This window comes from Micromonospora sp. NPDC048842 (genome assembly GCF_040649935.1).
Taxonomy (GTDB): domain Bacteria; phylum Actinomycetota; class Actinomycetes; order Mycobacteriales; family Micromonosporaceae; genus Micromonospora; species Micromonospora hortensis.
Map to the genome: position 1 here is coordinate 31,706 of NZ_JBEZGK010000019.1, position 20,188 is coordinate 51,893.

General features: G+C 70.1%; 20 protein-coding genes. 17 read left to right on the forward strand and 3 right to left on the reverse strand.

Going from position 1 to position 20,188, the window contains the following annotated elements; translation table 11 throughout:
* Window positions 1-316: 316 nt before the first annotated feature.
* Entirely contained in the window at window positions 317-1,567 is a 1,251-nt protein-coding gene (locus tag AB0C19_RS23975) for a DUF222 domain-containing protein (RefSeq protein ID WP_357188796.1), read from the reverse strand.
* A gap of 354 nt (window positions 1,568-1,921) precedes the next feature.
* Between AB0C19_RS23975 and AB0C19_RS23980 the strand changes: the two genes are divergently transcribed.
* From AB0C19_RS23980 to AB0C19_RS23990, 3 genes are read left to right on the forward strand one after another with little or no spacing between them, the layout of a single operon-like run.
* Window positions 1,922-2,506 (forward strand): winged helix-turn-helix domain-containing protein, encoded by a 585-nt coding sequence (locus AB0C19_RS23980; protein WP_357188798.1) that lies wholly within the window; start codon window positions 1,922-1,924, stop codon window positions 2,504-2,506.
* A 42-nt stretch (window positions 2,507-2,548) separates the two neighbouring features.
* Window positions 2,549-3,946: an MFS transporter gene (locus tag AB0C19_RS23985; RefSeq protein ID WP_357188800.1), complete on the forward strand. Its 1,398-nt coding sequence runs from the start codon at window positions 2,549-2,551 to the stop codon at window positions 3,944-3,946.
* A complete protein-coding gene (locus AB0C19_RS23990) occupies window positions 3,898-4,749 on the forward strand; it encodes a menaquinone biosynthesis protein (RefSeq protein WP_357188802.1) in 852 nt (283 codons plus the stop codon). Before AB0C19_RS23985 ends, AB0C19_RS23990 begins: the two co-directional genes overlap by 49 nt.
* Before the next feature lie 67 nt (window positions 4,750-4,816).
* Here AB0C19_RS23990 and AB0C19_RS23995 read toward each other — a convergent pair whose 3' ends face one another.
* Both AB0C19_RS23995 and AB0C19_RS24000 read right to left on the reverse strand, forming a co-directional pair.
* Window positions 4,817-5,779, reverse strand: coding sequence for a hypothetical protein (locus AB0C19_RS23995; RefSeq protein WP_357188803.1), 963 nt, complete (start codon window positions 5,777-5,779; stop codon window positions 4,817-4,819).
* Window positions 5,779-6,759: a hypothetical protein gene (locus tag AB0C19_RS24000; protein ID WP_357188805.1), complete on the reverse strand. Its 981-nt coding sequence runs from the start codon at window positions 6,757-6,759 to the stop codon at window positions 5,779-5,781. The genes AB0C19_RS23995 and AB0C19_RS24000 overlap by 1 nt, the downstream gene beginning before the upstream one ends.
* Window positions 6,760-7,130: 371 nt before the next feature.
* Between AB0C19_RS24000 and paaA the strand changes: the two genes are divergently transcribed.
* The 14 genes from paaA to AB0C19_RS24070 all read left to right on the forward strand — a co-directional run bounded on the left by paaA (window position 7,131) and on the right by AB0C19_RS24070 (window position 20,140).
* On the forward strand, window positions 7,131-8,207 hold the full coding sequence (gene paaA, locus AB0C19_RS24005; protein ID WP_357188807.1) for a 1,2-phenylacetyl-CoA epoxidase subunit PaaA: 1,077 nt from the start codon (window positions 7,131-7,133) through the stop codon (window positions 8,205-8,207).
* A gap of 32 nt (window positions 8,208-8,239) precedes the next feature.
* Entirely contained in the window at window positions 8,240-8,524 is a 285-nt protein-coding gene (paaB, locus tag AB0C19_RS24010) for a 1,2-phenylacetyl-CoA epoxidase subunit PaaB (RefSeq protein ID WP_238679931.1), read from the forward strand.
* Window positions 8,521-9,246, forward strand: a complete 726-nt coding sequence (gene paaC / locus AB0C19_RS24015) for a 1,2-phenylacetyl-CoA epoxidase subunit PaaC (RefSeq protein WP_357188809.1) — start codon at window positions 8,521-8,523, stop codon at window positions 9,244-9,246. Before paaB ends, paaC begins: the two co-directional genes overlap by 4 nt.
* Window positions 9,247-9,269: 23 nt before the next feature.
* The gene (paaD, locus tag AB0C19_RS24020; RefSeq protein ID WP_357188915.1) at window positions 9,270-9,764 is read left to right on the forward strand and encodes a 1,2-phenylacetyl-CoA epoxidase subunit PaaD; all 495 of its coding nucleotides are present in this window, start codon (window positions 9,270-9,272) and stop codon (window positions 9,762-9,764) included.
* Window positions 9,761-10,870 carry a 1,2-phenylacetyl-CoA epoxidase subunit PaaE gene (paaE, locus tag AB0C19_RS24025; protein WP_357188811.1) on the forward strand — a complete coding sequence of 370 codons (1,110 nt, stop codon included), beginning with the start codon at window positions 9,761-9,763 and terminating at the stop codon, window positions 10,868-10,870. The genes paaD and paaE overlap by 4 nt, the downstream gene beginning before the upstream one ends.
* A gap of 186 nt (window positions 10,871-11,056) precedes the next feature.
* Window positions 11,057-12,247, forward strand: a complete 1,191-nt coding sequence (gene mqnC / locus AB0C19_RS24030; RefSeq protein WP_357188813.1) for a cyclic dehypoxanthinyl futalosine synthase — start codon at window positions 11,057-11,059, stop codon at window positions 12,245-12,247.
* Window positions 12,248-12,621: 374 nt separating this feature from the next.
* Window positions 12,622-14,253, forward strand: coding sequence for a hypothetical protein (locus AB0C19_RS24035; RefSeq protein WP_357188815.1), 1,632 nt, complete (start codon window positions 12,622-12,624; stop codon window positions 14,251-14,253).
* 198 nt (window positions 14,254-14,451) lie between these two features.
* Window positions 14,452-15,162 (forward strand): demethylmenaquinone methyltransferase, encoded by a 711-nt coding sequence (locus tag AB0C19_RS24040; protein WP_196920656.1) that lies wholly within the window; start codon window positions 14,452-14,454, stop codon window positions 15,160-15,162.
* A gap of 87 nt (window positions 15,163-15,249) precedes the next feature.
* Entirely contained in the window at window positions 15,250-15,474 is a 225-nt protein-coding gene (locus AB0C19_RS24045) for a hypothetical protein (protein ID WP_091395588.1), read from the forward strand.
* A 139-nt stretch (window positions 15,475-15,613) separates the two neighbouring features.
* A complete protein-coding gene (locus AB0C19_RS24050; RefSeq protein WP_238684806.1) occupies window positions 15,614-16,891 on the forward strand; it encodes a geranylgeranyl reductase family protein in 1,278 nt (425 codons plus the stop codon).
* A 135-nt stretch (window positions 16,892-17,026) separates the two neighbouring features.
* Window positions 17,027-17,392, forward strand: coding sequence for an NADH-quinone oxidoreductase subunit A (locus AB0C19_RS24055; protein WP_007454588.1), 366 nt, complete (start codon window positions 17,027-17,029; stop codon window positions 17,390-17,392).
* Window positions 17,393-17,406: 14 nt separating this feature from the next.
* The gene (locus tag AB0C19_RS24060; RefSeq protein WP_124821345.1) at window positions 17,407-18,084 is read left to right on the forward strand and encodes an NADH-quinone oxidoreductase subunit B; all 678 of its coding nucleotides are present in this window, start codon (window positions 17,407-17,409) and stop codon (window positions 18,082-18,084) included.
* On the forward strand, window positions 18,081-18,818 hold the full coding sequence (locus AB0C19_RS24065; protein WP_112620361.1) for an NADH-quinone oxidoreductase subunit C: 738 nt from the start codon (window positions 18,081-18,083) through the stop codon (window positions 18,816-18,818). Before AB0C19_RS24060 ends, AB0C19_RS24065 begins: the two co-directional genes overlap by 4 nt.
* Entirely contained in the window at window positions 18,815-20,140 is a 1,326-nt protein-coding gene (locus AB0C19_RS24070; protein WP_210785487.1) for an NADH-quinone oxidoreductase subunit D, read from the forward strand. Before AB0C19_RS24065 ends, AB0C19_RS24070 begins: the two co-directional genes overlap by 4 nt.
* Window positions 20,141-20,188 lie beyond the last annotated feature (48 nt).

Here is a 20,188-nt window from a genome sequence, read left to right on the forward strand (position 1 = left end):
GGTGGCGGTGGCAAGGCGCGGTGCTGAGGCGACGGTGGTGAGGCCGTGGCGGTGGCAAGGCGGTGGCGGTGGCAAGGCGCGGTGCTGAGGCGACGGTGGTGAGGCCGTGGCGGTGGCAAGGCGGTGGCGGTGGCAAGGCGCGGTGCTGAGGCGACGGCGGTGAGGCCGTGGCGGTGGTGAGGCCGTGGCGGTGGCAAGGCGGTGGCGGTGGCAAGGCGGTGACAGTGGCGGCGATGCGTGCCTGGGTCTCCGGGTCTGCGGCGGCGCGGGCGCTCGCAAGATGTGGGCGCGGGCGGCGCCGGCTTGGTTGCCGGAATCAGCAGCGCAGGTGGTAGAGGTTGCGACGCGGGGTGCGCAGTGGGTCCAGCCAGCCGGGCGGGAGGAATTCAGGTCGACCGTCCGCCGCGAGACGGACCGTCCAGTCGCCGCGGTGGATGAACCGGTGATGGTAGCCACAGAGCAGTACCGCATTGCCCAGCGCCGTCACCCCGCCGTCGGCCCAATGTCGGATGTGGTGACCGTCGCACCATCTCGGCGGCCGATCACAACCAGGAAAGGCGCAACCGCCGTCCCGCAGGACCAGCGCGCGCCGCAACGGGCCGGTGAATAGCCGGCGCTGCCGGCCGACGTCCAGAACCTGACTGTTGCCGTCCAGCACGACCGGCAGCACGCCCGCATCACAGGCCAGGCGGCGGACCGCACCGGGGGTGAGGCGCGTGCCGGTCTCCAGTGTTCCGGCGCGTACGCCGTTGACCAGTTCCTCCAGCGAAACGCTCACCACCAGCTGAGGACGGTCACCGCCGTTGTCGGGCAGCTGACCGGTACGTAACGCCAGTCGGCAGATCTCGCCCAACGCGTCGACGCGGCGCTGACCAGGACTGCGGTCATCCTGCTCACCCGCTGGGGCGCAGAGCGGGTCGATCGCCTCGCGCAGCAGGCTCGCGGTTTCGGTGTCGAGGTTGCCGCTGAGGCGTACCTGGCCGTTCCGTTGCTCGGAGAGCGTGACGTGCCGGCGGGCCTCGGCTCGCTCGGTGGCCCGCTCCAGTGCCTTCAACTCAGCCTGGTCGGCCAATTCCGGGGCGACGTGCGCGAGGACGCGCTCGCCGAGCCGGCTCAGGCTTGTCGGATCGAAACGGTCGGCCCAGGTGACCAGTAGTTGGGTGGCCTTGTCCGCCACCTCGGGACCGGCCTCGACCGGGAGGGCGGCGATCGTCTCGGCCACCACCCGACCCTGCTCGACGGTGATGGCACCGCTGAGCAGCGCGTCGCGCACCGCTGGCGGGGCGGCGTCGATGACGGCGGCGAGCTGGACCAGTTGGCGCGCGCTGCGACCGGAGAGCCGGAGCCGCTCCCGAAGCCAGACGGCGGTGGACGAGGCGCCCTGGGTGACCGCCAGCCCACGACCGTCCAACTCGCGGACCAGACCGAGCTGAACGGCGGCCAACCGCTGCGCCAACACGTGAGTCGCGTCGAGAGAAGCAAGCAACTCGTCATCGGAGAGCGCCCAGAGCGCGGTCTCGGCGCAGTCGTCAACTGCCCCATCCACCTGCGCCAACGCCTCCAGCATAAAAGCAGAATAGAACTGGTGTACGACAACTTGGAGTCGCCCTGATCGATGAGCCAACTAAATTTCGTCGATCATCGTGAGCTGCCCACTTGTCCCGTCAGCTTGCGCATCCGCCAAGCTGCGTCGCCAAGCTGCGTCGCCAAGCCGTGCCGCCGTGCCGCCGCGCCGCCGTGCCGCCGCGCCGCCGTGCCGCCGTGCCGCCGAACCGCCGTGGCGCGAAGCCGCCCCGCCAAGCCGTGCCCGCCGTCAAATCCGCTGCTCGCGGCCGAAGGCAAAGGCGCGGCCGACGGGCGTTGGTCCGAGCGGGGCGCGGGGGTGATGGCAGGTTGGGGGAGCTGCCGGGATCATGGGCGTATGACCGAGGCCCGCTCCGACTCGCGCCGGATGACAATCAGTGACCCCCAGGTGATGCGGGCGATGGCCCATCCGGCCCGGATCGCGATCATGGAGTATCTGAACAGTCGCAAGGGTGGTGGGACTGCCACGGAGTGTGCCGAGATCGTCGGGCTGTCGCCGAGCGCAACCAGTTACCACCTGCGGGCGCTGGCGAAGTTCGGCCTGGTTGAGCAGGCGCCGAGCCGGGGGGACGCGCGCGAGCGGCTGTGGCGTGTGCCGAGTGTGAGTGTGCTGGTCGAGGCGGGTCGTGATGCCGGGCCCGAGGCGCGTGCGGCCGAGCAGGCGCTGGTGGAGGCGCATGCGGTCCGGGCCATGGAGCGAACCCGGGACTGGTTGCGGCGCGCCGGGGACGAGCCGGCCGAGTGGTACGACACGGCCTTGTTCAGCGACACGCTGTTGCTGCTCACCGCCGAGGAGTTGGCCGAGTTGAACGAGGCGGTGCTGGCGCTGCTCCGGCCGTATCACCCGCGGCGGCGGCAGGGTGTCCCGCCGCCGGGGGCGCGCACTGTCGCTGTGCAGTACCGGACGGTGCCGCTGGCATAGCCGGACTTGCATGAATCAGTTGTGAAGTATTATTTTCGAAGTATGTCCTTCACAACTGACGAGTCGCGCTGGTCGGATGTCTGGCTCGCCGCTGCCGCCCGGGGCACCACCATCTGCGGTGACTTCCTCGCCGCGACCGCGCTGGCGCTGGCCCTACAGGGCGCTGGCGCAGGTGGGCTGGCCGTATCGGGGCTGCTGCTGGCCGCCACGCTGCCTCTGGTGGTGTTCGCCCCCCTCGCGGGCCGACTCGCCGACCGGATAGACAGCCGTACCTTGCTGGTGACAATCGGGTTCGGGCAGGCCGCGATCTGCGCGCTCCTCGCCGTCGTCGAACAGCCGGTCCTGGTGGTCGGGCTCGTCGCCCTGTTGGCCTGCGGGCTCGCGGTGACGCAACCCTGCCTGGCGGCGCTGCTGCCGGCGATGGTCCGCCCGGCTGACCTGCCCCGAGCCAGCGCGATCAGTCAGAACGCCGTCTCGCTCGGTGCGCTCGGCGGGCCGGTACTGGCCGGCCTGTTGGTGGGGCAGTTCGGCACCCGCGTACCGCTGCTTCTTGATGCCGCTACCTACCTGGCGCTCGTGGTCGCGGGCCTGCTGCTGCGGACCCGACGCGGCGGCCGCCGGCCCGCCGTGAGCAGCGAGGCCGCCGTTGCCAGCCCGGCAGCCGTGAGCAGCGAGGCCGTCTCGGGCAGCCAGGCCGTCTCGGGCGGCGTGGCACCCCCCGGGGGTACGGAGATCGGCTGGCGGCTGCGTCGTGATCCGCTGATGCTCGTCATGGTGGTGAGTACCGCAGTGGTGATCGCGGCGATCGGCGGTATCAACGTGATCGAGGTCTTCTTCATCCGGGAGACGCTGGGGGATTCGGCGACCACATACGGCCTGGTCAGTGCCGCATGGATGGCCGGCATGCTGCCGGGGAGCTGGCTTGCCGTACGACTCGCCAGGCGGCTCTACGACGACGGCGCGTTGGTACGGGGGGTGCTGGCCACTCTGGCCGTGTGCAGCCTGATGGTGTTGCTCGCGGCGACGGTGCCGGCGGCGGGTGTGCTGGTGCCGCTCTGGCTGGTGGGGGGCGCGGCCAACGGCGGCGAAAACGTCTTCGCCAACCTGCTCACCGCTCGGCGGGTGCCGGAGGCGATGCGCGCTCGGGCGTACGCCACCTACGGCGCGGCGGTGCAGGGTGGTTCGATGGTGGGCTTCCTGATCGGCGGGGCGTTGCTCGCGGTCGTTCCGCCTCGGCCGCTGATCGCCGGCGCCGGTGTGGTGGGGCTGCTGGTGGTGCTGGCCTTCGTGCCGGTCGTGACCCGGGCGGTACGACGGTCGTCAAGTGCGGGCTTGGCCACTCCGGGCCGGCCCGCCGAGCCGGAGCCAGCCGCCGGGGATACGGTCGGGCCATGGCTGAGCGCATCGCACGCCCGCGGGTCGGGCACATCCAGTTCCTGAACTGCCTGCCGATCTACTGGGGTCTGATGCGCTCCGGTGCCCTGCTCGACGTCGACCTGCACAAGGACTCGCCGGACCGGTTGAGCGCGGCGCTGGTCGCCGGCGACCTCGATATCGGCCCGATCACGCTGTTGGAGTATCTGAAGCACGCCGACCAGCTGCTACTCCTGCCGGACCTGGCGGTGGGCAGCGACGGGCCGGTGCTCTCGGTCAACATGGTCTCCACCCGACCGCTCGCCGAGCTGGACGGCGCCCGGGTGGCGCTCGGCTCGACCTCGCGGACCGGGGTCATGCTGGCTCAGCTACTGCTCGCCGAGCAGTACAACGTGCGGCCCGAGTACTTCCGCTGCCCGCCGGACCTGACCCAGATGCTGCTGGAGGCCGACGCCGCAGTGCTGATCGGGGACGTGGCGCTGCGGGCGTACTACGAGGCACCGCAGAAGGGTCTCACTGTCACCGACCTCGGGCAGGCGTGGCGGGAGTGGACCGGGCTGCCGATGGTCTTCGCCGTCTGGGCGGTCCGCCGCGACTTCGCCGCCGCCCACCCGGGCCTGGTGAAGGAGGTGCACGAGGCATTCCTGCGCTCGCGCGATCTCTGCCTGGCGGAGTTGGACCAGGTCGCCGAGGCGGCTGCCCGCTGGGAGACCTTCGACGCGGAGACGCTTGCCACGTACTTCCGGACCCTCGACTTCTCCCTCGGCGAGCGGCAGGTCGCCGGGCTGCGCGAGTGGGCCCGGCGGGCCGCCGCCATCGGCGAGGCCCCGGCGCTGCCGGACGGCGGCCCGGAGTTCTTCGCCGGCTGACCGCTGCCGGCCGGGCCGGCAAAGCGCCGGCCGGGCCGGCGCATGCCTAGGCGTCAGCCCGAGGGGCTCAGGTGCCGGGGCGGAGCAGCGCTTCGGTGATCTTCTCGCAGTTCTTCATGCCGTAGTCGTAGCCCATGTTGATCGGGTACTTGACCATCACGCCCATCGTCCAGGTGTCACCGATGGCCAGGCAGTTGATGTGCATCTCCTGCTCCCTGGTCCGGTCGATCCACCCGTTCTTGATGGCGATCTTCTTCTGCTCGGAGGCCGGGAAGGCCTTGCGGATACCGAAGTCGCCGGCACCGCGAACCAGTTTCATCTCGTTGAGCAGCCACTTGGTCCACTTCGGCCCGGCGGCGGTGCCGGTGGCGATGCAGTTGCCCATCCGGGCGGTGTCCCGGGGGGAGAGCGCCGTCCGGCTCCAACCCTTGTCGGGGGCGACGCTGCTGTCGGTCAGCTTGCACATGGAGATAAGCCGCCTGATCGAGGCGTCCCGGTCGACCTGGTTGTAGAACTGCTCGGCCCGAGTGTTGTCGCTGTCCCGGATGATCCGCGTCGCGTCGGCGAGCTTCGCGTCGCTCGGGGTCTGGCCGGCGTCGGCCGCGCGACGCAGGTAGTCGGCGACGATCCAGGCCTTGATCAGCGAGGCGGTCGTGCTGGTCTCGCCCATGTTCTTCGAACCGATGATCTTTCCGGTTCGGCGGTCGAGGACGCTCCAGGAGTACCAGCCCTCGATGTTCAGGTCGAGGTCCTTGGCCACGAAGGGCAGCGGTTCCAGCGACGGGCTGGGGCTCGGCGACGGCGAGGACGGCTTGCGGGCGCTGCGGTCGGTGCCGGCGCCGGTGGGGCGGTCGCTCGTGCCGGAGTCGGTGTCGCCCCACTTGGCTGCGGCGGACGACTCGAACGGCGACCCCGGCAGCAGCCGCAGCGACACCAGGACCAGCCCGATCAGGATGACCGCGACGGCGATCAGCCGGACCGGGGAGGCCTCGCCGCCGTTGCGCCGGTCGACCCGACGGTTGCCTGCCATCAGAGCTTTCCGACCGGCTGCTGTGGCACCTTGAGCGCGGCGCCCGGCTGCGGGGTGACCAGTTGGGTGGCCACACTGGCGCAGACCTTCGCGCCGTAGCTCAGACCACTCTTGATCGGGTAGCGCAGCATCACCGCGAGGCTCCACTTGCTGGTGACGGCGAGGCAGTTGACGTGCCAGTTGTTGTCGTAGGCAATCTGTGTCCAGCCGTTCTTGATGCTGACCGGCCCCTGCGCGGTGATCGACTTCGGTAGACCGTCGATGATGCCCCACCTGCCGCCGCCGGAGCGCTCCTGCTGCTTGGTCACGCTGCCCCGGACTTGGGCCATCTCGTTCAGCACCCACTTGGTCCACTTGGGGCCGGCGGCCTTGCCGTCAGCGATGCAGTCACCGAGCCGAACGGCATCGCGGGGGGACATCCGGGTGAAGCTCCACCAGCCCTCGTAGTCGGGGATGTTGCTGCGCTTGGTGTCGGTGAGGCGGCAGATGCTGATGGCCCGCTTGAGCACCGGACTGGGCTGGCCGCCCGGCAGGGCCTTGTACGAACCGCCGGCCGCCGAGTAGAGCCAGTTGGCCGCGTCGTCGCTGCTGTCCCGGATGGCAGCGGTCGCGTACTTCAACTTCTCCGCCGACGGCTCCCTGTCGCCGAGCTGGCGCAGGTAGTCGGAGACGATCCACGCCTTGATCATCGACTCGGTGGAGCTGGTCGCCGTCATGTTCGGCGACCCGGAGATCTTGCCCGTCTTCCGGTCCAGCAGAGCCCACGAGAAGAACTGACCCTTGAAGCTCACCGACACCGGGCCGGCGGCCAGGGTGGGCGGCGGTGGTGGGGTGGGCGCGGGCGCGGCGACGCTCGACGTACCTCCGCCGCCTCCGCCGCTGTCGTCGCTGGCGAGCCGGGCGTACGCGGTGGGGACCAGTAGGACGCCGCCGAGCACGACCGCCGTGATGGCGAGCACCAGGGTCACGCGAGATCGCATGAGTGGGTGAACTCCAGGTGTCAGGGCCGGGGGGACCGGCTTGTCGTCGGGACGAATCGGGTGCGATCGCCGAGGCCGGGGGAGGTGGCCTCTGTGGAGATGTCGATGTCGGCAGCCGATCGGTTGTCCGGCAGAAGTCTACGTCCGGACCGGCAGACCGCCAGGGTTCGACACTAGGCAACCTGCGATAAAGGCGGGATCTGGGGCCGGTATGAGGTTTTTGCAGGGATTCACCTTTGTTTCGTGGCCTAGGTCACGGCGAGACGGCGGTGTCCAGGTAGCGCAAAGCGCTCATCCGCTCACAGATGGGATGCGCGGATTCCTGTTACACCCCCTGGTGCAACGCGGCGCAAGCTGTAACACTTAGCCTCATGTATGGCAACGACTTCTCCGCCCCTGACGGCGCCACCGACGAGGCGCCCGGCGGCCTGCTGGGCGAGGTCGAGGCCGCCGAGGCCGAACTGCGGGCAGCGGCGGCGCGCGGACGGCGCGGCGGGCCCGCGCCGGACGAGGACCTTGCGGCGTACTTCGCCGAGGTCGTCGACGCCGAGCAGAAGATCGAGCCCCGCGACTGGATGCCCGACGCGTACCGGCGGACGCTGATCCGGCAGATCGCCCAGCACGCCCACTCCGAGATCATCGGCATGCAGCCGGAGGGCAACTGGATCAGTCGGGCGCCGTCGCTCAAGCGCAAGGCGATCCTGCTGGCCAAGGTGCAGGACGAGGCGGGTCACGGCCTCTACCTCTACGCCGCCGCCGAAACCCTCGGCATCAGCCGCGACGAGCTGGTCCAACTGCTGCTCGACGGCCGCCAGAAGTACAGCTCGATCTTCAACTACCCCACCCTGAGCTGGGCCGACGTCGGCGCTATCGGGTGGTTGGTGGACGGCGCGGCTATCGTCAACCAGGTCCCGCTCTGCCGCTGCTCGTACGGCCCGTACGCCCGCGCGATGATCCGGGTCTGCAAGGAGGAGTCGTTCCACCAGCGGCAGGGCTACGAGATCCTGCACACCCTGGCGCACGGCACCCCCGGGCAGCAGGCGATGGCCCAGGACGCGGTGGACCGTTGGTGGTACCCGTCGCTGGCCATGTTCGGCCCGCCGGACGGCGACTCCACGCACTCCGCCCAGTCGATGGCCTGGAAGATCAAGCGCTTCTCGAACGACGATCTGCGCCAACGCTTCGTCGACATGTGCGTCCAGCAGGCCGAGATCCTCGGGCTGCGCATCCCCGACGCGGACCTGCGCTGGAACGACGAGCGGCAGGCGTACGACTACACCCAGCCGGACTACGACGAGCTGATGCAGGTGATCTCGGGCGACGGACCGTGCAACCGGGAGAGGATGGCCCACCGCCGGGCCGCCCACGCCGACGGCACCTGGGTACGCGAGGCCGCCGCGGCATACGCCGCGAAGCGGGCGGGACAGAAGGAGGCGGTGGCCGCGTGAGCGAGCGTCGCGAGCAAGCCGAACAACCTGGCATGACGAGTCATTCGCCTTTGTGGGAGGTCTTCGTGCGGGCCCGGCGCGGGCTGTCGCACACGCACGTCGGCAGCCTGCACGCCCCCGACGCCGAGCTTGCCCTGCGCAACGCCCGCGACCTCTACACCCGCCGCCAGGAGGGCGTGTCGATCTGGGTGGTGCCGGCCGGCGCGATCACCGCGTCCAGCCCGGACGAGAAGGACTCCTTCTTCGACCCGGCCGCCGACAAGGTCTACCGCCATCCCACCTTCTACGAGGTGCCGGACGGGGTGGCACACCTGTGAACGGGCCCTTCGACTTCACCCTCTCGCTGGCTGACGACGCGTTGATCGCGGCCCAGCGGCTGGCCGAGTGGACCACCCGCGCACCGGAGATGGAAGAGGACATCGCGCTGGCCAACATCGCCCTCGACCAGCTCGGCGCGGCGCGCCTGCTGCTGTCGTACGCGGGCGAGCTGGAGGGCGCCGGCCGCGACGAGGACGCGCTGGCGTACCTGCGCGACGACCGCGAGTTCCGCAACGCGCTACTGGTCGAGCTGCCCAACGACGACTTCGCGGTGACGATGGCGAAGCTGTTCTTCCTGGCGGCGTACCAACTGCCGCTCTATACGGCGCTGGCGGGCTGCGCGGACGAGCGGTTGGCCGCGATCGGCGCGAAGGCGCGCAAGGAGTCGGCGTACCACCTGGACCACGGCGCGCTGTGGGTGAAGCGGCTCGGTGACGGCACCGAGGAGTCGCATCGTCGGATGCAGGCTGCCGTCGACCAGGTGTGGCCGTACACCCACGAGTTGTTCGCAGCGGACCCGGCGGCGCCGGTCGACCCGGCCACAGTGCGGCCGGCGTTCGACGAGGTCGTCGGCCCGGTGCTGGCCGAGGCGACGCTCACCCGGCCGGACAGCGCCTGGGCCCCAGCCGGTGGGCGGGCCGGTGTGCACACCGAGCACCTGGCCTACCTGCTCGCCGAGATGCAGGTGCTGCACCGCGCCCACCCAGGAGCGACGTGGTGAGCGCGAGGAGCGCGAGCCCCGCAATCGCGAACCGCGCCGCCACGGCGAGCGCGCGGGAGGCCGCCGCGAGCGTCGTGGACCCGGAGATCCGGGTCATCACCATCGACGAGCTGGGCATCCTGCGGGCGGTCGAGGAGGACGCGGCCAGTGGTCGGGTCACCGTCACCATCACCCCGACCTACACCGGCTGCCCGGCGATGGACGTGATCCGGGCCGACATCCGCCGCGCGCTTGCCGCCGCCGGCCACCCGGACGCGCAGGTCCAGACCGTCTACAGCCCACCGTGGAGCACCGACTGGATCTCCGAGCGTGGGCGGGCCAAGCTCGCCGCCGCCGGGATCGCCCCGCCGGCCCCGGTACGCACCGCCGGCGTCGTGTCGCTGACGCTCGCGGTCCGCTGCCCGCAGTGCGGTTCACCGGAGACCGAGCAGGTCAGCCGGTTCGGTTCCACAGCGTGCAAGGCGTTGTGGCGGTGCCGCTCCTGCTCCGAACCCTTCGACCACCTGAAGGCGCTGTGACTGTCACCATCACCCGCCCGGTTCGCCGCCGGCCGGTCTTCCACCCGTTGTCAGTCGCCGCCGTCGACCGGCTCACCGAGGACTCCGTGGCGGTGACCTTCGCCGTACCCGAGGAACTGCGGGAAACCTTCGCGTTCCGCGCCGGCCAGCACCTCACGGTGCGGCGAGCCGCTGAGGACGGCACCGACGTGCGCCGGTCGTACTCGATCTGCTCCACCCCCGACGACCTGGCCCGGCACGGCCGGTTGCGGATCGGGGTACGGGAGATCCCCGGCGGTGCCTTCTCGGCGTTCGCCTGCGGGGCGTTGCGCGGTGGCGACACCGTCGAGGTGCTGCCGCCGCTGGGCACCTTCACCACGGCGTTCGCGCCGGACCGCGCGCGGCACTACGGCGCTGTCGTCGCCGGCTCCGGCATCACCCCGGTGCTCGGGCTGGTCGCGACAGCCCTGGCCATCGAGCCGGCCAGCACCTTCACAGTGGTGTACGGCAACCGCACGGCGAACACCGTGATGTTCGCCGAGGAGTTGGCCGACCTGAAGGACCGTTACCCCACCCGGCTGCACCTGGTGCACGTCCTCTCCCGGGAACAGGGCGAGTCGCCGCTGCTCTCCGGTCGGATCGACGCCGAGCGGCTGGGCCGGTTGCTGGGCACCATCGTGCCGGGCGACCTGATCGAGGAGTGGTTCCTCTGCGGCCCGTACGGCATGGTGGTCGACGTCCGGGACGTGCTGACCGGACGCGGACTGCCCGAGTCGGCGGTGCGTACCGAGCTGTTCCACGTCGACACGCCACCGGAGCCGGTGCGCCGACCCGTCGATCAGGTGGGCGCCGGGGCCGAGGTGACCATCGTGCTGGACGGCCGGTCGTCGAGCTTCACAATGGGTCGCGAGGAACGGGTGCTGGACGCCGCGCTGAAGGTGCGGGGTGAGCTGCCGTACGCCTGCAAGGGTGGCGTCTGCTCGACCTGCAAGGCGAAGGTCGTCGACGGCGCTGTCACGATGGCCCGCAACTACGCGCTGGAGCCCGACGAACTGGCCGCTGGCTACGTGCTTACCTGCCAGTCCAGCCCGACCACCGACAAGCTCACCATCGACTACGACGCCTGACGGCGTCCTGCGCAGATCTTGGACACTTTCCGTTCCGAGCTGACGGTAAGTGTCCAAGATCTGGCCGCTGGACGGGGCAGCCCGTCCGGGCGCTGGGTCGAGAGGGTGCGAATGTCGGGCTGGGGTGCACGTCACCGGCAACGGAGGGGCGTGCCGGCCGCGAAGCGGGCGACGTAGGCTCGGGGTGTGACGGTGAGCCGGGAGATCCACGACATCCTGCAGCGCGGCGCGGACGGTGGGCGGATCACGCCCGAGGAGGCGCTGCTGCTCTACACCGAGGCGCCCTTCCACGCGTTGGGCGAGGCGGCGGACGCGGTGCGTCGGCGACGCTACCCGGACAACGTCGTCACCTACCTGATCGACCGCAACATCAACTACACGAACGTCTGCGTGACGGCGTGCAAGTTCTGCGCGTTCTACCGGGCACCCAAGCACAAGGAAGGGTGGACCCACCCGACCGAGGAGATCCTTCGCCGCTGCGGCGAGGCGGTCGAGCTGGGCGCCACCCAGGTGATGCTCCAGGGCGGGCACCACCCGGACTACGGCGTGGAGTACTACGAGGAGCTGTTCTCCTCGGTCAAGCAGGCGTACCCGCAGCTGGTCATCCACTCGATCGGCCCCAGCGAGATCCTGCACATGGCCAAGGTCTCCGGGGTGAGCCTGGACGAGGCCATCGCCCGGATCAAGACCGCCGGCCTGGACTCGATCGCCGGCGCCGGAGCGGAGATGCTTCCCGAGCGGCCCCGCAAGGCCATCGCCCCCCTCAAGGAGTCGGGCGAGCGCTGGCTGGAGGTCATGGAGCTGGCCCACCGGCAGGGCATCGAGTCGACCGCCACCATGATGATGGGCACCGGCGAGACGCACGCCGAGCGGATCGAGCACCTGCGCATGATCCGTGACGTGCAGGACCGCACCCGCGGGTTCCGGTCGTTCATTCCGTGGACGTACCAGCCGGAGAACAACCACCTCAAGGGCCGCACCCAGGCGACCACGCTGGAATATCTGCGCCTGGTCGCGGTGGCCCGGCTCTTCTTCGAGACCGTGCCACACCTGCAGGCGTCCTGGTTGACCACCGGCAAGGACGTCGGGCAGCTCTCGCTGCACATGGGCGTGGACGACCTCGGCTCGATCATGCTGGAGGAGAACGTCATCTCCTCCGCCGGTGCCCGGCACCGCTCCAACCTGCACGAGCTGATCGGCATGATCCGCTCCGCGGACCGGATCCCGGCGCAGCGCGACACCCTCTACCACCGGCTCGCCGTGCATCACACGCCGGCCGACGACCCGACCGACGAGCGGGTGGTCTCGCACTTCTCCTCGATCGCGCTGCCCGGCGGCGGGGCGGGGAAGTCCCTGCCCCTGGTGGACGTCAGCTGACTGTCGGCACCCGGCCGTTCGGCTGATCGACGCTCATGCTCCCGCCGGATCACCCCGGCGGTACGGGTGGTCCCCGCCGCCGCAGCGTCAGCCTCTCCGGTGCGGGGCTGGTGGAGATGATCGTCGGCGGCTAGCGTCCCGGCTCATATCCGTCACCACCGTCGACGGACGAGGCTGTCCTCCATCGGCCCGCTGCGGGTCGTTCATATAACGCACGGCAGTACGGGCGGGATGGGTGACCATCCCGCCCGTACTGTCTGCGCAGCTCGGACCGGACGGTTGAAAACGGCTCCGCCTGCTGGCGTGGAAGATCGGCCTCCGATAACGTCCGCTCGTTCCGCAACCATTCTTTCTTCCCTACCCCCGGGGGACTGATGACAGCGTTCCACCGCTCGACGCTGGTGCGCGCCAGTGTCGTGGCGCTGCTCGCGGCCGGCGGCATCGCCGCAGTGGCCGCTCCGGTGCTGGCGGCCGAGGAGGCCGATCTGGCCCTGGTGCCGCTCAGCTACAACCTGGCCAAGGGTGTGACGGAAGCCAAGAGCAAGCCGTTCAAGTTCTCCGTCGACAACACCCGGAGCAAGGAAGACGCCAAGGGCGTCAGTTACACGGTGGACACCAGCAAGCTGAAGACGAACAAGGTCCGGGTCGTGGTGCCCGACGGCTGCCGGGTGAACGGCAAGAAGTTCACCTGCCGCCTCGGCGACCTGGCCGCCGGCACCAGCGAGGACTTCGGTATCCCGATCTTCTCCACCGGTGGTAGGGGCGCCGCCGGCACTCTGGTGGTCACCATCCGCTCGGCCACCGAGGACCCCAACGAGGACGACAACAAGGTCCAGCACGACATCACCGTCACCGAGCCCGGGTACGACCTGACCAGTTGGGTGCAGGACGTCAACGCGAACGTCGTGGTGAACGGCGTCAACGGCGACGACCCCGACCTTCGGCCGGTGCGGCCGGGCGAGACGGTGCCGGTCGACTGGGCGGTCTACAACGACGGCAGCCGTAAGGCCACCGGCCTCGCCTACGTGCTGACCCTCCCGGCGGGCGTCACCTTCGACACCCTGCCGGACACGTGCACCACGCAGACCTTCGGCGTCGTTCAGGCGCTCTGCCAGGACGACGGCGCGGTGATCCGGCCCGGCGACTACTACACCGCGGACATCAGGGTGACCGTCGGCAAGAACGTCACCGAGCCGGTGCTGCGGGTCGGTGAGCTGGTGGCGCACGGCCTGGACGCGGCAGCCGGCAAGCCCGAGGAGCAACCGCGGCGGGCCAGCACCGCCCAGCGGAAGGCCTTCACCGAGATCGACGAGGGCGACAACCAGGCGATCTTCGACGTCTTCGTCGACCAGGCCGTCGATCCGACGCCGACGCCCACCCCGACGGGATCGCCGACGCCGACGCCGACTGTCACCCCGACCGAGACGCCGACCCCGACGGAGACGCCGACGCCGACGCCGACTGTCACTCCGACGGAGACGCCTACGCCGACCCCGACGGAGACGCCGACTCCGACGCCGACGGTCACGCCGACCGAGACGCCGACCCCGACGCCGACCGAGACGCCGACCCCGACCCCGACGCCGACGCCGACCCCGACGCCGACGCCGACGCCGACGGAGACGCCGACCCCGACGCCGACGGTCACGCCGACCGAGACGCCGACCCCGACGCCGACCGTCACTCCGACGAAGACGCCCACGGTTTCGCCGACCCCGACCCCGACCGCGACGGAGACGCCGACGGTCACGCCGACCGCGACGGCCACTCCGACGCCGATCCCCAGCGGTACGACGACGCCGGGCACTACCGTCTCGCCGGGTGCCGGTGGTGGCTCCGCCGGTGGTGGTACGGGCGGTGGCGGCCTGCCGGTGACCGGTGTGCAGGTCGGCCTGATCGGCGGCATTGGCGTGATCATCCTGCTGGTGGGTGGGGCGCTGCTGGTGCTCACCCGTCGCCGCAAGGTGGTCCTGGTCTCGCCGACCGACGAGAAGTCGACCGACTGACACCGGTGCCCTGACCAGCGGCGCGCGGGCGAGGCGCGACCGCGACGGGTGCGATGGCGACAGGCGTTCTGACCGAGGTGTCACGGACGCGGGCACGACGTGAGGGCGGGGTGGGCGACCACCCCGCCCTTTCGCGTACGGGATGCGTGCCGCCCACCCAGCGAACGTCGGTTGGCGGGCGGCTGGCAGAGTGAGGGGGTGAGCCGTACCCCGCAGGGCCAGCGCGCCAGTCTGGACAAGCAGCCGCACGAGGTCGCCGCGATGTTCGACGGCGTGGCAGAGCGTTACGACCTGACCAACACGGTGATCTCGCTGGGTCAGGATCGCTCCTGGCGTCGGGCCACCAGGGCTGCGCTCGGGCTGCGGCCGGGCGAGCGGGTGCTGGACGTGGGGGCGGGCACCGGCGTCTCGACGCGCGAGCTGGCCCAGTCCGGGGCGTACGCGGTCGGGGTCGACCTGTCACTCGGCATGCTGCACACCGGCAAGCGGGCCCGGCCCGAGGTGCCGCTGCTGGCCGGAGACGCGCTGCGGCTGCCGTTCGCCGACGCCAGCTTCGACGCGGTGACCATCTCCTTCGCGCTGCGCAACGTCAACGACACCGACGCGGCGCTGCGTGAGCTGGCCCGGGTGACCCGGCCGGGCGGCAGGCTGGTGGTCTGCGAGTTCAGCACCCCGGTCAACCCGGTCTTCCGGACGGTGTACCTGTCGTACCTGATGCGGTCGTTGCCGGCGGTGGCCCGCACGGTGTCGAGCAACCCTGAGGCGTACGTCTATCTCGCCGAGTCGGTCCGGGCCTGGCCGGCGCAGTCCGCCCTGGCCGGCCGGGTGGCCGCTGCCGGGTGGGGGCGCGTGGCGTGGCGCAACCTGACCGGTGGCGTGGTGGCCCTGCACCGGGGGATCCGCGAGTAGCGGACGGACCGCACCGACCGGTATGGACATTATTCAGGTTCCGTAAATGTCGGTCTTTAGTCCACTTTGCCCGGTACGCTCGATCGCATGACCGGAGCAGACCCGGCGGACCCGGTGGCCGCCACCGACGACGACGCGGCCGAACTCATCTCCCAGTTGCGCGAGTTGGCCGGGGCCGACCCGGTGGAGGTCCGGCAGGTGGTCGCCGAGGTGTTGGCGGCACTGGACCGGGCGGCGGGTGGGGCGCTCCGCGAGCATCTGCCGGAGACAATTCGGGTCGATGCGGGCCTGGACGCCTCCAGCCCGGCCTGACACCTGACCGCTGTGGACGGTCATGAGCTGTCACATCGGCGAGTTAGGTACCCCTGATCCTGCGCTGGTATGACGCCGGTCATACACTCGTCCCGTCTGGCTTGTGAAGCATTTCACGAGCGTGCGGGAGGAGGCGCGAATGACCGCGGTGGAACACGACGCCGACGTCATTGTCGTGGGCGCCGGTCCCGGTGGATCAGCTACTGCGTACCACCTGGCCCGGCACGGCGTACGGGTGCTGTTGTTGGAGAAGACCGAGTTCCCCCGGGAGAAGGTCTGCGGCGACGGGTTGACCCCGCGCGCCGTCCGTCAGCTCATCCGGATGGGTGTGGACACCTCGCCCGAGGCGGGCTGGCTGCACAACCGCGGCCTGCGGGTCATCGGTGGCGGGGTGCGTCTCGAACTGGACTGGCCGGAGCTGGCCAGCTTCCCCAACTACGGTCTGGTGCGCACGCGCCTGGACTTCGACGACCTGCTCGCCCAGCGGGCGGTGGCCGCCGGCGCGAAACTGCGGACCAGCGTCAACGTGCTGGGCCCGGTGCTCGACGGCGATGGCCGCGTCACCGGCGTCGAGGCGGAGGTCGGGCCGGGCAAGGAGCCCACCACCTTCCACGCCCCGCTGGTCGTCGCGGCGGACGGCGTCTCCGGCCGGTTCCCGCTCGCACTCGGGCTGGCCAAGCGGGAGGACCGGCCGATCGGCGTGGCCGTCCGCCGCTACTACCGCTCGCCGGCCAAGCACGAGGACAACTACCTGGAGTCCTGGCTGGAGCTGCGCAGCAAGGACAGCGGCGACAACCTGCTGCCCGGGTACGGCTGGATCTTCGGCCTCGGTGACGGGCGGGTCAACGTCGGGCTCGGCGTGCTCAACTCGTCCTCGGCGTTCGGCAAGACCAACTACCGCCGGCTGCTGACCGACTGGCTCGCCAACACCCCGGAAGACTGGGGGATGACCGACGAGACCAACGCCGACGGCCCGATCCTCGGTGCCGCGCTGCCGATGGGCTTCAACCGGGTGCCCCACTACACCCGGGGCGTGCTGCTGGTCGGCGACTCGGGCGGCATGGTCAACCCGTTCAACGGTGAGGGCATCGCGTACGCGATGGAGTCCGGCGAACTGGCCGCTGAGGCCATGGTCCAGGCTCTCGCTCGCCCTGCCGGCCCGGAACGCGAGCGCGCACTGCTGGCGTACCCGAACGAGCTGAAGGCCCGGCTCGGCGGCTACTACCGGCTGGGCGGGATCTTCGTGAAACTGATCGGCCGCCCCGAGATCATGCGGATCGCCACCAAACACGGCATGCCGCACCCGACGCTGATGCGTTTCGTGCTCAAGCTGTTGGCCAACCTGACCGACCCGCGCGGCGGGGACGCGATGGATCGGGTCATCAACGCGATGACGAAGGCCGCCCCAGCTGTCTGAGTAGGACGGCATCGGCGCTGGTCACGGCACCGATGCCGACAAAGATCGACCCCCGCCGACTGCCACTGCGAGGGACGTGAATAGTGTGATTTTCGTCAAGCACCGAGGGCAGGGAAGGACGAGCAGGAGAAAACGATGTCGCTCTCGCCTTACGCACCGATCATCGGGCTGTTCGCCCTCGCCGCGGCGTTCTCGCTGTTTTCCGTTGGCGCCGCCCGCTTCGCCGGTCCCCGTCGCTACAACAAGGCCAAACTCGAGGCTTACGAGTGCGGCATCGAGCCCAGCCCGCAGCCGGTCGGCGGCGGGCGGTTCCCGATCAAGTTCTACCTGACGGCGATGCTCTTCATCGTCTTCGACATCGAGATCATCTTCCTCTACCCCTGGGCGGTCTCGTTCGACGCTCTGCCGATCTTCGGCTTCGTGGAGATGGTCCTGTTCATCGTCGCGGTCTTCGTTGCGTACGCCTACGTGTGGCGGCGCGGCGGCCTGGACTGGGACTGAGGAAGGAACGTCAGATGGGCATCGAGGAGAAGCTTCCCGCCGGCGTCCTGCTCACCTCGGTGGAGAAGCTGGTCAACTGGTCTCGGAAGTCGTCCGTGTGGGGCGCCACCTTCGGCCTGGCCTGCTGCGCCATCGAGATGATGGCCGCCGGTGGTCCGCACTACGACATGGGCCGCTGGGGCATGGAGGTCTTCCGGGCGTCGCCCCGGCAGGCCGACCTGATGATCGTGGCCGGCCGGGTGAGTCAGAAGATGGCCCCGGTGCTGCGCCAGATCTACGACCAGATGGCCGAGCCGCGCTGGGTGCTCTCGATGGGCGTCTGCGCCAGCAGCGGTGGCATGTTCAACAACTACGCGATCGTGCAGGGCGTCGACCACGTCGTGCCTGTCGACATGTACCTGCCCGGCTGCCCGCCCCGGCCGGAGATGCTCATCGACGCGATCCTCAAGCTCCGCGAGAAGATCATGTATGAGCCGCTGGGCCCGAACGGCCGCAAGATGCTGGCGGCCCGCCAGGAGCGCGGTGACGTTCCGATCGTGCCCTACGGCTCGATGCCCTCCTCGTACCGCAGCGACAAGGCCCGGCGCGCCGAGTGGACCCGGGCGGTCCGCGAGGGCCGCGAGGAGCAGCTGCGCATCGAGAACTGGATGAACGCTCAGAACCACCTCCACCCGCAGGCAGGCCCGAAATGACGTCACCCACGGACAAGCCAAACGACGGCGGCGTACCGCTGCCTGTGGTGCCGGCCGGTGCCACCAGTGGCGCCCCCGCCGAGTTCCCGCCGGCCAGCCCGGCCGGTCGCGGGATGTTCGGCAACCAGGGCACCGGCGACGTGTCCGGCTACGGCGGCCTGGTCCGCCAGCGCCAGCCCATCGAGGAGGCGTCCCGGCCGTACGGGGGCTACTTCGACGAGGTCCGCGACGCGCTGGAGGAGGCGTACCCGGCCTTCAACGACGCGATCGAGAAGGTGGTTGTCGACCGGGGTGAGCTGACCCTGCACGTACGCCCGGAGCGGATCGCCGAGGTGTGCCAGGTGATGCGGGACGACCTGGCGCTGCGGTTCGAGCTGTGCTCGTCGGTGTCCGGTGCGGACTACCTGGGCGCCGACGAACGCCGGCTGCACGTGGTCTACCTGCTCACCTCGATGACGTACCGGCGGCGGGTCCGGCTGGAGGCCGCGGTCTCCGTCGAGGCCCCGCACCTGCCCAGCGTGACCGCCATCTACCCGACGGCGGACTGGCAGGAGCGCGAGGCGTACGACATGTTCGGCATCGTCTTCGACGGCCACCCCAACCTGACCCGGATCCTCATGCCGGACGACTGGGAGGGCCACCCGCAGCGCAAGGACTACCCGCTCGGCGGTGTGCCCGTCGAGTACAAGGGCGCGGAGATCCAGCCGCCGAACGAGCGGAGGTCGTACCAGTGACGACGTCGAACTACGCGAGCGAGCGCGAGACCGACGAGGGTCGGGTCTTCACCGTCACCGGTGGGGACTGGGACACGATCGTCTCGGGCACCGACCCGATCAACGACGAGCGGATCGTTGTCAACATGGGTCCGCAGCACCCGTCCACGCACGGGGTGCTGCGGCTGATCCTGGAGTTGGAGGGCGAGACGGTCCGCGAGGCCCGCTCGGTCATCGGCTACCTGCACACCGGCATCGAGAAGAACCTCGAATACCGCAACTGGGTCCAGGGTTCGACGTTCGTGACCCGGATGGACTACCTCGCCCCGATCTTCAACGAGACGGCGTACGCCCTCGCGGTCGAGAAGCTGCTCGGCATCACCGACGACATCACCGAGCGGGCCACCACCATCCGTGTGCTGATGATGGAGCTCAACCGGATCTCGTCGCACCTGGTCTGGCTGGCCACCACCGGCATGGAGCTGGGCGCGATCTCGATCATGCTGTACGGCTTCCGCGAGCGGGAGTACATCCTCGACATCTTCGAGACCATCACCGGCCTGCGGATGAACCACGCGTACGTGCGGCCGGGCGGTGTGGCACAGGACGTGCCGGACGACGCGATCGTCAAGATCCGCGAGTTCCTCAAGATGATGCCGAAGAAGCTCAAGGAGTACGAGGACCTCCTCTCCGGCCAGCCGATCTGGACCGAGCGGACGAAGAACGTCGCGGTGCTGGACGTCACCGGCTGCGTGGCGCTCGGCATCACCGGTCCCGTGCTGCGCTCCGCCGGCCTCGCCTGGGACCTGCGCAAGACCATGCCGTACTGCGGTTACGAGACGTACGAGTTCGACGTGCCGACCCACCCCGACGGTGACGTGTGGGGTCGCTACCAGGTCCGGCTCGCCGAGATCCGGGAGTCGATGAAGCTGGTCGAGCAGGCGCTGGACCGGCTCCGTCCGGGCCCGGTGATGGTCGCCGACCGCAAGATCGCCTGGCCGGCGCAGCTCGCCATCGGCGTGGACGGCATGGGCAACTCGCTGGAGCACGTCGCGAAGATCATGGGTCAGTCGATGGAGTCGCTGATCCACCACTTCAAGCTGGTGACCGAGGGCTTCCGGGTCCCGCCCGGCCAGGTGTACGTCGCCATCGAGGCGCCCCGCGGCGAGCTGGGCGTCCACGCGGTCTCCGACGGTGGCACCCGGCCCTACCGGGTGCACTACCGGGAGCCGAGCTTCGTCAACCTGCAGGCCCTCCCGGCGATGGCCGAGGGCGGTCTGATCGCCGACGTGATCGCCGGCGGCGCCTCGTTGGACCCGGTGATGGGTGGGTGTGACCGGTGAGTGCGAGGAGTGAGCTTGCGAGCCCCGCAGTCGCGAACGGAAGGCGGC

What these genes read in the sequence shown, in the direction of transcription:
- AB0C19_RS24055 (WP_007454588.1), top strand. Translation starts at nt 17,027, where the DNA reads ATGTCGCTCTCGCCTTACGCACCGATCATCGGGCTGTTCGCCCTCGCC.
- AB0C19_RS23975 (WP_357188796.1), bottom strand. Translation starts at nt 1,567, where the DNA reads ATGCTGGAGGCGTTGGCGCAGGTGGATGGGGCAGTTGACGACTGCGCC.
- AB0C19_RS24060 (WP_124821345.1), top strand. Translation starts at nt 17,407, where the DNA reads ATGGGCATCGAGGAGAAGCTTCCCGCCGGCGTCCTGCTCACCTCGGTG.
- AB0C19_RS24065 (WP_112620361.1), top strand. Translation starts at nt 18,081, where the DNA reads ATGACGTCACCCACGGACAAGCCAAACGACGGCGGCGTACCGCTGCCT.
- AB0C19_RS24045 (WP_091395588.1), top strand. Translation starts at nt 15,250, where the DNA reads ATGACCGGAGCAGACCCGGCGGACCCGGTGGCCGCCACCGACGACGAC.
- paaB (WP_238679931.1), top strand. Translation starts at nt 8,240, where the DNA reads ATGACGAGTCATTCGCCTTTGTGGGAGGTCTTCGTGCGGGCCCGGCGC.
- AB0C19_RS23985 (WP_357188800.1), top strand. Translation starts at nt 2,549, where the DNA reads ATGTCCTTCACAACTGACGAGTCGCGCTGGTCGGATGTCTGGCTCGCC.
- paaA (WP_357188807.1), top strand. Translation starts at nt 7,131, where the DNA reads ATGTATGGCAACGACTTCTCCGCCCCTGACGGCGCCACCGACGAGGCG.
- AB0C19_RS23980 (WP_357188798.1), top strand. Translation starts at nt 1,922, where the DNA reads ATGACCGAGGCCCGCTCCGACTCGCGCCGGATGACAATCAGTGACCCC.
- AB0C19_RS24050 (WP_238684806.1), top strand. Translation starts at nt 15,614, where the DNA reads ATGACCGCGGTGGAACACGACGCCGACGTCATTGTCGTGGGCGCCGGT.
- AB0C19_RS24035 (WP_357188815.1), top strand. Translation starts at nt 12,622, where the DNA reads ATGACAGCGTTCCACCGCTCGACGCTGGTGCGCGCCAGTGTCGTGGCG.
- AB0C19_RS23995 (WP_357188803.1), bottom strand. Translation starts at nt 5,779, where the DNA reads ATGGCAGGCAACCGTCGGGTCGACCGGCGCAACGGCGGCGAGGCCTCC.
- AB0C19_RS23990 (WP_357188802.1), top strand. Translation starts at nt 3,898, where the DNA reads ATGGCTGAGCGCATCGCACGCCCGCGGGTCGGGCACATCCAGTTCCTG.
- AB0C19_RS24000 (WP_357188805.1), bottom strand. Translation starts at nt 6,759, where the DNA reads ATGCGATCTCGCGTGACCCTGGTGCTCGCCATCACGGCGGTCGTGCTC.